Source organism: Oceaniferula marina (genome assembly GCF_013391475.1).
Lineage (GTDB): Bacteria > Verrucomicrobiota > Verrucomicrobiia > Verrucomicrobiales > Akkermansiaceae > Oceaniferula > Oceaniferula marina.
On the sequence record NZ_JACBAZ010000009.1, the window covers coordinates 22,653 to 39,426 of the forward strand.

At 52.6% G+C, this 16,774-nt stretch carries 11 protein-coding genes; 5 read left to right on the forward strand and 6 right to left on the reverse strand.

Annotation, left to right across the window (positions count from 1 at the left end):
• Positions 1–58 precede the first annotated feature (58 nt).
• From HW115_RS16710 to HW115_RS16730, 5 genes are all read left to right on the forward strand, one after another.
• Positions 59–1,846, forward strand: coding sequence for a hypothetical protein (locus HW115_RS16710; protein WP_178934102.1), 1,788 nt, complete (start codon positions 59–61; stop codon positions 1,844–1,846).
• A gap of 25 nt (positions 1,847–1,871) precedes the next feature.
• Positions 1,872–2,867, forward strand: coding sequence for an ABC transporter ATP-binding protein (locus HW115_RS16715; RefSeq protein WP_178934103.1), 996 nt, complete (start codon positions 1,872–1,874; stop codon positions 2,865–2,867).
• 148 nt (positions 2,868–3,015) lie between these two features.
• On the forward strand, positions 3,016–4,464 hold the full coding sequence (locus HW115_RS16720) for a hypothetical protein (RefSeq protein WP_178934104.1): 1,449 nt from the start codon (positions 3,016–3,018) through the stop codon (positions 4,462–4,464).
• Positions 4,461–5,345, forward strand: coding sequence for a DUF58 domain-containing protein (locus HW115_RS16725; RefSeq protein ID WP_178934105.1), 885 nt, complete (start codon positions 4,461–4,463; stop codon positions 5,343–5,345). Before HW115_RS16720 ends, HW115_RS16725 begins: the two co-directional genes overlap by 4 nt.
• 28 nt (positions 5,346–5,373) lie before the next feature.
• The gene (locus tag HW115_RS16730) at positions 5,374–7,137 is read left to right on the forward strand and encodes a vWA domain-containing protein (protein WP_319609412.1); all 1,764 of its coding nucleotides are present in this window, start codon (positions 5,374–5,376) and stop codon (positions 7,135–7,137) included.
• A gap of 7 nt (positions 7,138–7,144) precedes the next feature.
• Here the strand turns inward: HW115_RS16730 and HW115_RS16735 are convergent, their stop codons facing one another.
• The 6 genes from HW115_RS16735 to HW115_RS16760 all read right to left on the reverse strand — a co-directional run bounded on the left by HW115_RS16735 (position 7,145) and on the right by HW115_RS16760 (position 16,767).
• Complete coding sequence (locus tag HW115_RS16735; protein WP_178934107.1) at positions 7,145–10,273, reverse strand: fused MFS/spermidine synthase; 3,129 nt, start codon at positions 10,271–10,273, stop codon at positions 7,145–7,147.
• A gap of 106 nt (positions 10,274–10,379) precedes the next feature.
• Positions 10,380–12,131 carry a tetratricopeptide repeat protein gene (locus HW115_RS16740; protein WP_178934108.1) on the reverse strand — a complete coding sequence of 584 codons (1,752 nt, stop codon included), beginning with the start codon at positions 12,129–12,131 and terminating at the stop codon, positions 10,380–10,382.
• A 99-nt stretch (positions 12,132–12,230) separates the two neighbouring features.
• On the reverse strand, positions 12,231–13,385 hold the full coding sequence (locus HW115_RS16745; RefSeq protein WP_178934109.1) for a PEP-CTERM sorting domain-containing protein: 1,155 nt from the start codon (positions 13,383–13,385) through the stop codon (positions 12,231–12,233).
• Positions 13,386–13,632: 247 nt separating this feature from the next.
• Complete coding sequence (gene rfbC / locus HW115_RS16750; protein ID WP_178934110.1) at positions 13,633–14,187, reverse strand: dTDP-4-dehydrorhamnose 3,5-epimerase; 555 nt, start codon at positions 14,185–14,187, stop codon at positions 13,633–13,635.
• A gap of 7 nt (positions 14,188–14,194) precedes the next feature.
• Positions 14,195–15,589 (reverse strand): FAD-dependent oxidoreductase, encoded by a 1,395-nt coding sequence (locus HW115_RS16755; protein WP_178934111.1) that lies wholly within the window; start codon positions 15,587–15,589, stop codon positions 14,195–14,197.
• Positions 15,586–16,767 (reverse strand): homoserine dehydrogenase, encoded by a 1,182-nt coding sequence (locus tag HW115_RS16760; protein WP_227021607.1) that lies wholly within the window; start codon positions 16,765–16,767, stop codon positions 15,586–15,588. The genes HW115_RS16755 and HW115_RS16760 overlap by 4 nt, the downstream gene beginning before the upstream one ends.
• Between the last annotated feature and the right edge of the window lie 7 nt (positions 16,768–16,774).

Here is a 16,774-nt window from a genome sequence, read left to right on the forward strand (position 1 = left end):
GAGCCCACGGCTTCCTCCATTCCTATCTTTCCCATTGCTTCCCTCACATCCCACCTTCATGAGATACCTGATTCTCTCACTGCTCGTTTGCACATTGGCCAGCCTGACCTGCCCGGCCCAGCAACAACTCACTCGCAAAGTCTACGACGAAAAATCCAACACCTGGGCCGAGGTCACCTGCCTCACAGGGAAGCTACCCGCATTCGGATACGCTCCTGTCCGTATGACGATCAACAATGGGACCACAACCGAGCTGCAGTTCAACCTCTCGTTTACGTCCATGGACAACACCTCCTATGGCTCGGAATCCGGTAGTCGACTGAACTCCTCATTCAGCTGCAGCTGCCCGCCGCAAAGTCAAGAAGTTCACGACTTCCTCGTCCCGCTCTGCACGATTTTCCAAACCGGGAGATACGACAGCGGAACCGCACTTAGGCTCAAGTTGACATCCACCGGATACGAGTCGAGCAACGGTCGAATGTATACCGAGCTCAACAGCGATATCCCGTCGATTCTGTTATCCAACACCCTCTACATCCCCAATTCATCCGCCCTCAGTTCCGAACTCACTACTTCCTACAGCCACGGCAGCAACTTCGAGTTTGCAGGCAGTTTTGACCCCTCCGCCATGCCCGGCGACTGGAGAGGCCTTCAGGGACAGGACATCATCATGCTCACCAGTGACGATTGGAACAGCCTCGACCCTGGAGCTCGCACTGCCATGCTCGAATGGAACCGCTTCGGAGGAAGACTGATTATCTACACCAACAGCCACGCAGAAAATTTCAACACCCTGCAAATCGAAAACCAAGCCCGATCGATCCGCGAACTACAGCGTAGTATGGGAACCATCAGCCTGCTCCCTCTACCCGCATCAAACAAGCTGAACGCGACCGACACCGTTGATCAAATCGCCACCCGCAGAGGAGCCAGTCTCACCTCTTACCAAAATCTCCTGCAGGATTACAGTGCTTCCTGGCCGCTCTCCAAAGTGCTCGAAGAAAAACAATTCAACACCGGATTTTTCATTATTGTCCTACTGGGGTTTGGCATCCTGGTAGGCCCCATCAATCTATTTGTTTTCGCCAAGTCGGGTCAACGGCACCGATTGTTCATCACTACGCCCCTCATTTCACTCGTAGCGAGCGCCTTACTCATCGTCATCATCATTTTCCAAGACGGATTTGGAGGCAAAGGGCATCGAACCATTCTAATGGAAATCCAAGCGGAAGAAAACAACGCCTACATCATCCAGGAGCAAATCGCCCGCACCGGAGTCCTGCTTAATGCCACATTCGAAACGTCGGAGCCAGCAACACTCAGCCCGGTAGCGATGGCCCCCTCACGTTGGACGCGTGTCACCGTGGATGGCACCACTCCAAACAACTACACCATCGACCAGGGAGAAAGTGGACTCAAAGCCAGCGGCGACTGGTATCAATCACGCAGCGAACATGGCCATCTGCTGCAATCCGTGCGCCCTACCCGGGGAAGTCTCCAACAAGTGTCCAAAGCCGGATCTCCGATCCTGCGATCCAGCTTTGATTTCAACCTCAGCACCGTCTTCTATCAGGCAGCTGATCAATCGTGGTGGAAAGCCGAAGCCATCGGTAAAGGCGAATCGATCAGCCTCAGCCCAAGCACCGCTGATGAATTCCAGGCCTGGTGGAAGACACAAGCCAAACGATTCTCCCGCCATCACGCCAGGCAAATGAATAAACTGAGTCTGCTACCCAACCGCTTCTACGCGATCGCCACCGATGCCCCAGCCATCGAATCCTACAGCGCCATCGACTGGCTCAGCACCACCACCGTCCTGACCGGGGAAATCTCACCCAGCCTGTAGCCTGAAATCTAATACCAATTTTTCCATGGATAACGCTATCGTCGTCAATCAACTCTACCGCTACTTCGGCCCGCTCAAGGCCGTCGATGGCATCAGCTTCGAAGTCCCCCATGGATCCGTCTGTGGATTTGTCGGAGCCAACGGTGCCGGAAAAACCACCACCATGCGCATGATGGCCACCCTTGACTACCCCACCATGGGCAATGTGGAAATCTGTGGCATCAACGTGGTCAATTTCCCTCATCAAGTGCGCTCCCTGATCGGTTGGATGCCGGATCACTTTGGGAACTACGAACACATGACCGTTCTCGAATACCTCGATTTCTATGCCCGGGCACTCGGTTACCGTGGCAAAGAACGCCAAACCCGTATTCAGGAGGTTATGGAATTTGCCGATCTCATCCCACTTGCAGACCGACCGTCGAACAAGCTGTCAAAAGGAATGACCCAGCGGCTATGCCTCGGTCGTTCCCTGATCCACGACCCCCAGGTCCTGATCATGGACGAACCCGCAGCGGGCCTCGACCCCAAAGCTCGGGTCGAACTCAAGCACCTGATCCGCATTCTGGCAGAGGAAGGAAAAACCATCTTTATCTCTTCACACATCCTTTCCGAGTTAGGTGAAATGTGCGACAGCCTTCTCTTCATCGACAAAGGCAGGATTGTCCACCACGGTGATGCCGACTCCCTCAAACACAGCACCGATGCCCAGGGTGGACTCTACTTTGATGTTCAGCTGCTGGACAACCCCCAGGCGCTCTCAGACTGGGTCATCACCTCTCCCTACGCCGAACTGGTGGAAACGAGAAAACACGGCGGTCGAATCCGGGTCGATGACCCTCAGGCTGCCTCAAGTGTGCTCGGCAGCATGATCAAAGACGGACTTCCCGTGATCGAGTTCCACAAAGAGCAACGCAACCTCGAAGATGCCTTCATCGACATGATCGACAACTTGAATGAAGGCAACCACATCCAGGTTCCACCCATGCCCAAGCCCACCGTACCCATCCAGCCATCCTGAACCAACCATCCTGAAGTAAACCCACTCGAATGCCACCCGTTCACAAGCTCGCAGACTGGAACATGATCGTCAGTAGGGCTGATTGGCCTCAATCAGCCGTCGGAGAGCTAGTTTAATCGAGAGCCATTCAACCTAACACACCTCACTCATGAGTACCGCCACGCTGAAGAGCCTCACTGATTTCTCAGACAAACTCAACCCGATGCTGGTCAAAGAGCTCCGTCAAGGGCTCAAGGGCCTTGGCTTTGTTTGTCTGTTTATTGCCCTACAAGCCTTCCTCGCCCTGATCATGCTCACCACCGCGGCAGGAGCATCCTACGACAACGCCGGTCACCTGCTATCGCGCATCATCTTCTTTTTTTTCTCAGTCGCCGTCCTGATCATCCAACCGCTGCGTGGCATCTCGGCACTGCACACCGAAATCAAAGGGAGCACCATCGACTTGCTTTGCCTGACGCGACTCAGTGCCTGGAGAATCGCCTTCGGTAAATGGGTATCGCTCGTTAGTCAATCCGCCCTCATCCTAACAGCCATTATCCCCTACCTGATCCTAAGGTATTTCTTTGGAGACATGCAGCTTTTTTCCGAGCTCTTCCTCCTGCTTACCATCTTTTTACTCTCGATGGCATTCACCGCCATGACGGTTGGCTTCAGTGCATTGAACTCCGTCATCCTACGGGTTATCGCCCCTCTGGGTGGTGCGATGTTTGTCCTGATGTTGATCGTTCAGGCCTTTGCCTCCAGACGCTATCAGTTTCAGGAAGTGCTCAACCTCGTCACTCTACAGACAGGAACCCACTGGCTCGTCTATCTGGGGTTCACCCTCGCTGTTATCTACACCACCTGGATTTGCCTGGACCTGGGAACCTCGATCATCGCTCCCATTGCCGAGAACCGGGCAACCTTCAAACGTTGCATCTCCATGATCTTGATCGGCATCACCACCATGATTCTGATTCTCGCTGAAGCCGAACCCATCGCCGTCTGTTTCATCGCCATTTTCCTCTGCCTGCCCATCCTGTTCCTTTCACTAACGGAATCAGCAGAACTGGTCCCTCCGGTTACGGCGCCCTTTACCAAGTTGGGGACCACCGGAAAATGGCTAGGGCGCTTTCTCTATCCAGGATGGGCAACCGGCCTGATGTATTCCCTCCTGCTCTACCTGATGGTTGCATTCAGCCTGTCCATTCAACATTACCCCACCAGCTACGCATCCTTCGACATGGATCATGCGATCCTCTGCCTGAACATCGGCTTTGGCTCCCTTTATCTCACCACGGTGCTCCTCGGAGTGTTTCGGAAAAAAATCACCAACCGGATGGGGTTTGGTATTCTCTTTACCGTAATCCAGTGCATCCTTTTCACCTCGGTTCTCGCCTGCAATGAAATCTCCAGGAACTTGGATATTCTCCCCATCATTTTCTGGATACCCTTGTCCGCCTTCGGCTTTATGGCCGAAAACAGTGGAGATATCTCTGTGGAATTGATGACCCTCAGCTTTGCCAACCTCATCGGCTACTTTATCGTCGCCCTGTTGATTAGCCGCCCCGTCTGGCCACAGATCCAACAGACCGAACAACAAAACGCCCAACCGTGAGCCTCAGCCCCGCACAGTTAAATCAACTTCAAACCCAGGCGAACATCTGCACCGAACGCCTCGGTCTGCCCTTGCGCAGCCAAATCTGGCGAGGTAAAGCCGGCGAGTTCCAAGGCGCGGGAACAGGGTCATCCATCGACTTCCAAGACCACCGCGCCTACGTCCCCGGAGATGACCCACGCCACATCAACTGGCAGGCATACGCCCGGACCGGCAATTACAGCATGAAACTGTACCGGGAGGAAGTTCGGCCCAGCGTCGAACTCCTGCTCGATGTATCCAACTCCATGTTCTTTGACCCCGAGAAAGAAAAGCGATGCGCGGAACTGCTCTACTTTTGTTGCCTGTCAGCGGCTCAATCCGGAGCCAGCATCCGCACCCAACTCGTTCAGGGCGATCACCACCAGCACATCCCGGAAGATGCCATCAACAGCCATCGATGGCTCGAACCGGCTAATAAAATGGCTGCATCCGATCCCGCCGCGCCCCCCCAACTGCAAAACCTTCCGCTGCTCCCCCACTCCGTCCGCATCCTGATTTCCGACCTGCTTTTCGATACCGATCCAGCGCCCATCCTGCAACAGCTCACCCGCCAACACGGCAAAGCCATTTTACTCGTCCCTTACCTTCAACAGGAAGCCAACCCCGACTGGAGTGGCCACTACGAGTTTGTTGACGCCGAACATCGGGGAGCCCACCCGCACCGCATCGACCCCTCGATCCTGAAAAAATACCGGCAAGCATACCGCGATCACTTTACCCAATGGCATCAGGCCGCCAGACGTTTCAACACCCCGATGGCCAAAGTCGCATCCGAACCCGAGCTCCTCACCGCACTCAATACAGAAGCCCTCAAATCCGGAGCCCTGACAACGAACTAACAAAAATACTCAAAAAATCATCAACCTCATTCTCTCCAATCAACACGGACTCTGGGCATTGTGCGCCATCCCGGTAGTCATCCTGATTCACTTCCTGCAGCGGCAGGCAAAAGTGCAAACCGTCAGCACCCTCTTCTTGCTGCAACGCACTCAAAAAGAGTCCTCCAGCGGTCGCCGATTTGACCGTTTGATTCAATCCATCCCGCTCTGGCTGCAAATTCTCGCCGTGTTGCTGATCACCTGGATTCTCGCCCAACCCCGCTATGTAAAAGCTCAATCAACCCAGCGCATTGCGATCGTTCTCGACAGCTCGGCATCCATGCAAGTCTGCCATCATAAACTCACCGAAACCATTCGCCAGGAAATCACGCGCCTCCGGGGACACGCAGGAAACATCGACGTCTGGCTGATGGAGTCCGCCCCCGAAAAAGAGAGCATCCACCGCGGCAGCCATATCGACCCCCTACTCGCATCATTGAACGATTGGCGTCCCACATCCGGAGCCACCGATCCATCCCACAGCCTGCGCATCGCCCGTAGCTTGGTTGGCCAGGAAGGTGCGGTTAGCTACATCACTGACACCCCTCTCAAGCGCCCCCTGCCATTTAACAGCTCCTGCCTCGCTATCGGCACCCCCATCGGCAACTACGGGTTTACCGGCGTCAGCTTTACCCAAGACCAAGAGCAGCTCATCTGGAAAGCCGTCATCCGCAATTACACGGACACCGCACAAACCTGCCAGTGGTGGCTGGAATCAGCCACAGGGACAAGCGAAAAGCAAAGCCTCCAACTCGACGCCAAAGCCGTCTTCACGCTGCAAGGAGCCTTCCCCGCAGGTCAGGAGCGCTGCCGACTCATGCTCAGCCCGGATGAATTCACTCCGGACAACCAACTGCCGATGGTTCGACCACAAAGCAAACAGCTCCTTGTCCACTCCGAACTCCCAACAAGCCACGCCATACTAAAGAAAAAAATACTGACCAGCTTTCCCCGACTCCAAGCAGAACCTAACACAGACAACTCCGATCTTGTTCTTACAACTTCATCGACCACCCCCTTACGGCATCATCTGATCTTTTTTCTTACCGATGTGGCAAGCAAGCGTCCCTACCTCACCGGCCCGATCGTCGCCACGAAACATCCACTCACCGAAGGCCTGAACTGGCAAACACTGATTGCCCGAAACTCCCTAACCCTTCCACACCAGACATCGGATGAAGTCCTCCTCTGGCAGGGAAGCCGACCTCTCATCTATCTACGCACCCACCCACAAAGTGGGAAAAAAGCCCTCTTCTTCAATTTTGACATCCAACAGTCCAACGCCCTGAAGCAGGAATCCATCGCTGTGCTTCTGCTCCGATTTTGCGAACAACTCAGGAAGGAAAAGATCGCGCCCGAATCCCGGATGAGCGAAACCGGGGAACCTCTCGAACTCAGCTACCACACCCCGCTATCCTCCCACCCACTCCGCTACGAACAACTCAACCTCGATGGCTCCGTCCTGCATTCAAACGAAGTCCGCCCGCCACTCCAGGCGCCAGACGAACCCGGATTTTTTCACATCCTCCAAGCGGAAAAACCCCTACTGAGCTCGGCTACCTATTTTGCCGATACCCGCGAGGCCGATTTTTCTGCATGTGGCAGTGATCGGCAATGGGCAAGCAACTCGGCCAGTGCCATCGATCGCCACACCCGCGACGACCACTACTGGCGACTCTGGGCAGTTATTGCCTTGCTTTGCATCTTAGGAGCCTGGTTCTACACGCACAACAAAGACCGAGAAAAGGAGTAACCTAGAACTACTGCCAGAGCTTATATAACTCCAAATCCCGCTCGGCAGCAGGCAGGTTTTCATGATTCAACTCACGGTACACCTCTACCCGCTTTCGAAGCATTGCTTCATCGCTAAATGGAAAGTGGGGTTCGTAATCAAGGATGACTGGTAGCAAGTCCTCAGCTTCAAGACGTTTCGCCAGCGTCCAGCGCAATCTCATCCGATAGGTTTCGGCAAGGTAGGTATTGAATGGTTTTTCCATTTTCTCAAGCAGCGCTTGTTCCTGGCCTTTCATTTGCTCAGGATTTTCCAAACGCTGAATCAGCTGCTTCAAACACAACTCGACATGTCCCCGCAAGCACCAAATGTGATGGTTCAATGAGTTGATCAAAGCCTTGATCTCCCTATCTTCTGCAGAGGTATTGCTCGTACCCCAAAAATAGACAAGCCGAAGAGCGTGATAATCCAGTGGCATACTTTCTTTAAATCGCTCGCAGTATTCCAAGCTTCGCTCATGCTTGGCCTGCACCAACGTCCTGGCCCAGATAATCTCTTCCACCGAATTGACCGGATCAAAGGAATAACCTTGGTCTTGCTTAAGCCTATTCCCCAACTGCTTCAGCAACTGGTGCCTCTCAATCGCTGTTTCACTATCAAACCAATCCACGCCCTTCCATATTCCGGTATTCCTTTCCATGGTCATGGCAACCGTGGCCATTGCATAGGCATAGCGCTCTTCATTAAGTTGACCATCGTAGTCATCGAGCACCATTCCCCGTTTCATGGCTTCATTCAAGATCTCATGGATAGGGTGCTCAAGAACGCTCGAGCCCCCGGTTCGGGCCACCCTGAACTCGAGCAGGTTTTGATCATCGGTATTGATTGCATCATTCCTAGAAGCCAATTCGTCGACATATTTCGAACCTGCAATCGCATGCGCCAGCACACCCTCGATCGACCTCACCCCCCAAGCATAATCTACCCCCAGCTTAAAGGGATATTGCGCAAACTTCTGGCGCATCTTGGTTAAACTCCATTTCCGTTTTTGTTTGCTGCATACAACGACAACATCCCCACCCAAGGTCTGGTAGGCGCACACGTGCGGAAACACCGAGCGAAGGGTCACCAATATAAGCTCTACACTCTCTACTTCAATTTCATAGGCCTGCAGCCATTGCATAAATAGCCCGTCGTCCTGCAACTTATCGGAAACCGATCGATAATAATCCTGTGTGTACAGATTGGCCACCCCAACCCGCTGAGGATTGGACGGCTCGGAGGCAATCAGATCATAGCGTTTGCCCTTGCTTGTCATCAGACTCTCGCGGGCATCCCCAATCACAACATTCACCTTCGGATGGTTCACCATGTCATGGTTCACAGAAGCGTAATACCTAGCGCATTCAAGTAGATGAGGTTCGAGTTCAAACACATCAACCGACTCAATACTCTCTACCTCTGCCAACCAACCAACCGAAGTTCCAGTTCCCACACCAATCACGCATGCCTGTTTCGGCTCTCCTGGGTGAAGCAAAGCACCTAACATGGGAAGCATGATTTGCGTTCCCGCATCTCCCAAGGCAGTTCCGTCACTTTTTCCATTACTTAGCAATGCCATGTCCATTCCCACCGCCAAAGATCCTGACATCTCACGACCATCAAACTGATAGATCGTATCCCGCTTCATCTCTCGTTTTTCATGCTCAATCTCCACTAAGCTTTCATTGGGATGAATAGCAGAACGCCCAAAGCCAATCGGGTTCTGCAACCAATAAACCGACAAGCCGCTCCCCTGAATCAAACCCAGCACCGTCATGCCAGCCAAAACAGCAGCCAATGAAGCCGTCTTCCATTCACGCATCCGATAACTCCCCAGCACCACAAGCAGAGCCACAGCCAAAGCAAGTATCACCGCCCAAAACCAACTCACAGATATCCCCAAGCCTGGCACCAAAACAAAACCACCCAAAATCGATCCCAGAACCGCCCCGGCGGTATTAAAGGCATAGACGTTGCCAAGTTGCCGACCAACACCCTGCCGGCCTCTTCCGACCAGAGAAAGGATCAAAGGAAACTGAATCCCAGCCACCATCGAAGCCGGAAAAACCAACAAGCCGGCGATCACAAACCAGACCCACAAACGATCGCCAAAAGGATAACCCATGTATCCATTCTGCAGCACATTGCAAAACCGGGCAAATCCATCACCCCAAATATAAGGCAGAGCCATCGCCAAAGCAAAACACACCGAGACCAAGGCCAACAAGCCGTAACTCGGCCTGACATAATTCAACATCTGCGAGTATACCACGCCCCCCAGACTCATTCCCAGCAACACCACAACTAGGATCAATCCAAAGTTGTAAACAGATCCACCCAACAGTGGAATTGATGAGCGAAACCAGAGGATTTCAAACACAAAAAACAAAAAGCCACTCAGTCCAGCAAGAGAATACAGCCCCCAGGCATTGCGAGTCTCTGCTCCCGAACCTTTTTCTTCACCCGCTGTTGCCTGTTTCCGTTTTCCTTCCCCCAACGCAACCAGCCAATACGCTACCCCGCCAAGCAGCAAGTTGACCCCAGCAGCCAATAGCAACGCCTGTGTGTTCCCCCACGCTTCCAATAAATAAAAATTCGTCACATACGCCCCACAAACGGCACCGGCAATATTCAAGCCATACAGCGCAGCACTCGACTGCCTCACCTCATCTTCGTCTGTTTGCACTAGACGAATCGCAGCGGGCAAGGTTCCCCCCATCAAAAAACACGGCAGACCCATCACCCATATCGAAATCAACATCTGCAACACAAGTGCCCACGTCCCCAATGACTGAAGCCCACCCGTCATGTAATACAACTTTTGCCCCAAGCCCAATAGAACAGGACTCATCAGCACACTAAGACCAATCAAGAACTCGAGCCTGGCATAAAACCTCCCCGGCGTCTTCGTCTGATCCGCTTTTCGACCCAAGAACCAACTCCCAGCACCCAATGCCCCCATAAACACCGCCAGCACCGCCGAAGCAGCCAAGGTCGAACCTCCAAACACCAATCGAAATTCGCGTAGCCACACCACCTGATACGCCAAGGAACAAAAGCCGGAAAAAAATAAAAACAGGGCCACCGTAATGAGCCGTCGGGAGGGGGATATCATGGTGCTGGACACTAAGCCAATCTCCCACAAAATAGCAAACCCGTTCTCAACCAACCTCTTCTACCTCTTATTGAGGCCACCACACACGGCAAACGTGTCAGAAACGTTAACGGTATGTCTCCAAGCGCTGCAACATAGCCGTGATTTGTTCGCGTTCTAGCCGACTCCCCTTGTCTCGGTTCAAGGTATCGAGAAGCACTTCTTTCGCCTCGGTGTAACGTTTCGCTCTGGCCAGGTTTCGCGCATAATCCATGGCAAAGCGGACACGCTCTGGATCCAGCTGATACGCTCTCTCATAAGACGCCAACACCTCGGAAAAACTGCCCCCCCGCTTTTGCAGCAAACGTCCTAATAGGTTATGTGCACGCGCATAATCCGGATACTGCTTGATCGATTGGCGACACCAGTGCACGGCCTCGCCCCATTCACTCCGCCCGGCATATATCTGAGCCATGTTGTAACAGACGATGTGCTGGCTGGCATGCAACCGTAAGGCCTTTTGGTAATGCACCAATGCCAGATCATCCTCGCCCTGCATCCGATAGAGTGTTGCCAGATTCGTGTGCGCCGTGCCACTCCGAGGCTCCACCTTGACCCCGTGCGTAAAAAGTGCTGCGTCATCTTGCCAGACCTTGGATTGTTTGAAACTCAACAACGCAAAAAATACCACGATCATCGACAGCACGGCAATCGACATGTTCCTCAGCCCCCGCTGCAACGCGTCCAGATAGAGTGCCACCGGCACAGCCAGGCCTGCTAACGCTAAATAGCTATACCGATCCGCTGAAAACCCGGAACCAACATAAAAAACGCCTAACACAGGCGCCAAACAAACCAAAAACCATAACAAACCAATCACTCCACTCCGGTAGCGCATCCGAACCAGCCCCCCTCGAGTCAGAACCCCATAGCCAACCAACAATAAAACCAACACTCCACAGACCGTTAAAACTCCATACCTGATTCCTTCAGGATACGCATACTCGAACGTCAGATACCTGGGATACAAACTGTGCTGAAGATAAAACGAGACCGATGCCGGCAGATACGACAGTCGCTCCCAGAGCCCCTGTTGTCCCATAAATGCATGATGACTCCCCGCGTATTGAACCAAAATAGCCACCACTGCCACCACGAAAGATAATAAAAAATACATCCAGTTTCTTTTCAAGCTACCGCAGAACTGTCGCAGAATAGGAGAACGATCTCCCTCCCTGTCGGACATCCACACATCCAGTAATAGATACAAAACCGGAACCACCACGGCAGACGGCTTGGAACACAAGGCAAGGGTCAGCAACACAGCAGTGAGTCCATAAGCCGACTTCAGGTTTTTCTGTTTCGCCCAACAATAACAAGCCAGCGATGCCATGGCAAGAAACGCATACAACACATCTTTGCGCGAAGATATCCATGCAACCGGTTCAACATGCAAGGGGTGCAGGGAAAAAAGCAATGCCACCAGTGCCGCAACCCAAGTCGAAACCTTCAGCAACCGGAGCAAAATATAAAAACCAAGGGTCGCTCCAAGATGCAAAATAACATTCCCCCAATGGTGCACTCCCGGAGAATCCGCGCCACCGCCAAACCAAGACACCTCAAGCATGTAAGAGAGCCAGGTCAATGGATGCCATAGATTCGATGGTGTTGCCGTCATTGCCCACACACCACTTTGAGCGTTCAAACCCGACAACACCGCAGGCTGGGCAGCCACATGCATCGGATCATCATAATTCAAAAAAGCAAAACTACCCACTTGTAAAAAAGGGAGTGCTGCCACAACACCAACCACAATCAAAGCAGCCAGATCCGTCCATGTCCAATGGTTGGATCGAGAAAGGTCGGAAGGTGTTGCCATCAAATCGATGATAAAATTTTTCGCATCAAAATAAAGCAATAAAAAAGGCGCAGCCACCACGGCTACGCCTATAAAAATGATTAATTGCTAATCGGGCACTTAAGCGGCTGACCGTTTACGGCGGAAGCATAAGAAGCCAAATCCAGTCAAAAGCATCGCCACACTAGACGGCTCAGGCACGAGTTGTGTCAGTGGTGTATCTGGGATGGGCTCATCATCCCCAGGTGGATCCCAGCGTGGTGTTCCCACGGTTCCTCCCTTACCATCCACAGTCCAAGAAAACACCAAATCATCCAAGCCATCAGTCTCCGAGACAGGGACACCGCCTTTAAGGGTACCGTCGGCATTGGTCCAATCATCTTCCAAATCAATTCCAGGTTGATCATCAGGTAAAACAAACAAGGCCACCCAATCCGTCACAATCAAATTCGCATCCACTCCATCAACCGAAGGGTTTCCTGTTTTCTTAATAGTGAAAATGATATCATCAGCGCTGCCATCGGAGGGAGAAGCACCCACATCATAATGGATCCATTCAAATTGCTCTCGTGTCCCAAATAATTCGGCATCAGGCATCGCAGCGATATTACCTTCCATTGAATCCGGGTTATAAAACCCGTTCCGGGTCAAGTTTTGTTCTACCGCAATATGACCGTCTTGTCCTGCCGCGGGTAACACTCCATTATCCAAATACAGAACCGATGGAGTTGTATTACGGCGTAAGCCAAAGTAAACCTCTGTTCCTATTGGAAATAGATTATTAGCAACCCGAAACTCCGAAGTATACTCTTGCATTTCATGCTGCATGCTCAATCCAACAAAAAAAGAACTGCCAGCCGCCACATCATTCGTCATATGAAAAGAAGGCTGGGTACTGGTATCCGTTTCTTTGACAAAGTTATTCCAAGGAGACATGGAATCGGTGGCAACCCACCATTCTCCGGCTTGATCCGAAACCCCTAAAAAGGTGGATGTGGCATCCCCTATTCCCGTGGGGTTAATGGTGTTAAAAACTTGAACTTGACCTGCATCAACCCGACTCGTCCCCCCTAGTCCTCCCGTGTAATTTTTGGTCTTCTCCTTGGGAAGTCCCGTTTTTTTATCAATCTTGTATGATCCGTCTTTGTCACGCTCATAGGCAGTGACAGAATAATCATCATCGTGAGTAGAGCCTATACCTACCACATCCCACTTCGCAAAGGAAGCGGCCGGCAAGAAGGCAGCAATCGTTAATATCGTTCTCGTTTTCATCATAAGGGGGTATTTAAGTATGATTTTATTTGGTTCAGACATCATTTGCCTGAGTCTCTTAGACAAGCCCATGCCCTCAAGACCGCGCTACTTTAGCGATCACAATTCAAAAATAAAAGCAATTAATGCGTATTTTTTGAAATAATATGAGCGCTGCGTGGAGTTGAACTAGATTCACACCCGCCCCCTGTAAAGAAAAATATAATCAATAAGCAAATAAACGTGAACCACTCGTTTAATTGAGAGTTATTTATAATCCACGAATACAAAGGGATGCCAAGTGGTCCCGCTCAGACAAAGACGGCCCTTCAACAGGCCATGGGATGGCGAGATCAGGATCATCCCAGCGCAGCACCCGTTCGCTGGATTCGTGTCTCGGCCGACTGACGGCATAGATCAGCTCAGCCTCCTCACTGAGAGTGACAAAGCCGTGGGCAAAGCCTTCCGAAATAAACAAAGCCTGAGGCTCATCAGCGGAAAGCTCAAAACCCTGCCAACGACCGAAAGTAGGTGATTTCTTGCGCAGATCGACGACCACATCCCAGATCCGGCCACGCACCACACGAATGAGCTTCGCTTGGCCGTATGGTTTTTCCTGATAATGCAATCCGCGCAGAACCCCTTGCTTGGAGTGAGACATGTTCCACTGCTGCCAAGACATGCCCAATTCTCCCATACGCTCATGCAATACCGGGTCATCGAGCACCTCGAACCATCCTCGCTCGTCCAGATGGCGAGTGCGGTCAAGCAAGAGCACGCCCTCGAGTCGTGCCTCGGTATGAGTCTGATGGTCGGGGGATGGCATGGACAAGCTATGACGAGGGACACGCAATCAGGTCAAGCGCGGAATCAGCCCCCATCCGCATTGCCCGGTGCATGTTCGGGTAGGTAAATCCCCCCTGACGTCCACAGGATCGTAGATTGGAGAACTGCTCAAGGTACTCCTGAACGAGCTGCAAATTTGATTCAAAACCTTTGGTGAACACCGGGTATCCATAGGGTGATCGTAATAGGTGACACTCAACCACCTCATCAGGCTGGCAGAGTTCCTCTGCCGCGAGATCCTCCAACACCTGCTGATAAAAGCCCTCTTCCCCCGACCACTTGGCATCACCCATTTCGCAGGTTGTTTCCACAATCAACACCGTGTGTCCATCAGGGGTAACACGAAGCCCCGCATTCGCAGGCTCTCCTACCCGGTGAAACACACAATCACGGTAATAAGTGTATAGAGCCTCCATGCAACGACGCTTCTTGACGAGTAATCCATAAATGGCAATCGGCTTGTAGCGAAGCCGTGCCACCGACTGACTCACATCCGCCGGAACACCCGCCCCTATCGCCCGAAGCAAGGTGGGCAAGGGAAGGGTGGACAAACAGTGGCTGCAAGCAAGCTCGTGCCTCACCCCATCGGCATCCAGCCAAGCCACGGCCTCAACCATGTCCTTACGGAGGTGCAGCTCCGAAACCTCTGCCTGCAAATGCAATGTCCCCCCTAATCGCTCGACTTCCCCGGCCAGACATCTGGGCAACGTTTCAGCTCCACTCGCTGAATAATGTAAAGTTTCAAAGCGCAAGGCTCCTTCCACGCTGGGCCGTGAGCGGGACAGACGTAATTTTTGCAGCAGGTTTTTTACCACGTCAACCGCAGACAGGCGCGGCATTTTACTCCGAATAAATTCAGCGGACAGCTCGCGCGGATGGATCTCCCAGTAGCGGTGGGTGAAGTCTTCAAAGAAAAATTCATACAAAGGCACGCCATACAGGGAGATCAGCGCCTCCTCGGCATCCTGATCGTCTCTGGGGCCGATGCGACTCCTCAACTCCGCAAAAAACAAACCAAGCAAACAACGGGCAAGCGTCCATGGTGGAATCCCTCGCAAAATATCCCGACCACGAAGCGGGTAATGGTAATGCGAACCGGCCCACTTGATGCGAGCGTCCAGCGGAACCTCAATCCGCTCGTCCCCCATCGCAGCAGCACAATCGTCAAAGATCTCCTGATCAAAGGCATGCAGCATATGCACGCCAAGGTCATAGTGGTTCCCTGCACGCTGATGTCCTGCTGCCAAGCCCCCGGGGACCGATTCCTTTTCTATCACAGTCACCTGATAGCCACGGCGGAGTAAGGTTAAGGCCGCGTATAAACCACACACCCCGGCCCCCAGGACCACCACCTGCTTTTCATTTACCTTCGTGGTATTCATAACTCTGCCTGTAGATGAGCGAGGCGGTCCCCCAAGTGACCGGATGGCATTTCCACATCCTCCCAATGCAAGGGTTCATCTTTTTGTAAACCCCTGGCCAAGATTGGCTTCTGCCCCCCGGGTTCACACTCCAACAAAGCGATCGGAACCCGCGCAGGAGAGCAACAGTCGATCATACCATAAAAAGCATCACCACCGATGGCATGTTCAATCTTCGTGCCGGCAGGTAAATCACATTTTGCCCGAGCGTAGACCTCGGTTACGCGTCCGGCCCAAGGCTGTAACACCGCGTCCTGTCCCAGCACCACCCTGGCAATGGCACCCGGGGTCTCCAAATGACACAAGTGGTAAGGCCGGTAAAACAAGTAATACGGTCCATCCCCGAGTTTATAATAACTCAGATAGGGGATCTGCACTTCATCCCCGCAGCGACCAATCACATACACCCCACCACCTGGTTCGGCCCCCAACAGGTAATCCACCACCCCCAGCGAAGGATATTTGGAAAAATCAAACAAATCCAATGCCTGCTCGACCCGTGAAGCTCTGGGGCCTGACATCCCCTCTCTTACAGGAACATAACCCATGGCATTCGCTAGAACCGCCATCTCGATATTGAGCTTTGTCCCATCGGTATAAGCACAACACTGGATCGGGTTTAAATTTCGTTTGGCCGCCTCTCCCATCAAATCCTCAGCAGTCGCATATCGATTCAAAAAACCTTTGATGTTTCCCGCTTGCACAATATCAAATCCCCACAACTCAATTTCATGAATCATCGATGCCAGCACCCCGTGTTGATCCCCAGCATCACTGGTCATCATCACACCTTGCTGATCTGACGCAGCCAACAACTCCGGTCCAAAAGCCAAATCAACTTCCGCATTCATCAATACCAGATGCGCCCGCTCCTCAATCGCACGCAAACAATAATCCAGTGCAGGCCCGATGGTATTCGTCGATTCCACAAAAGCATCAACCGGTTCCCGGTCAAACATCTGATCAACGGACACCCCGGCGCGACATGACGAATCAAATGAGGCCGCCATCTCGGCTGATGCCAAGTCCGTATCCGCCACCCAGGACAAGTGCATGCCCGGAGTCCGGGCAATCTGCCTGGCAATCCCCATACCCATGCAACCCGCCCCGGCCAAACCGACGCGGATCGGCTGCTTCATGCTCTCA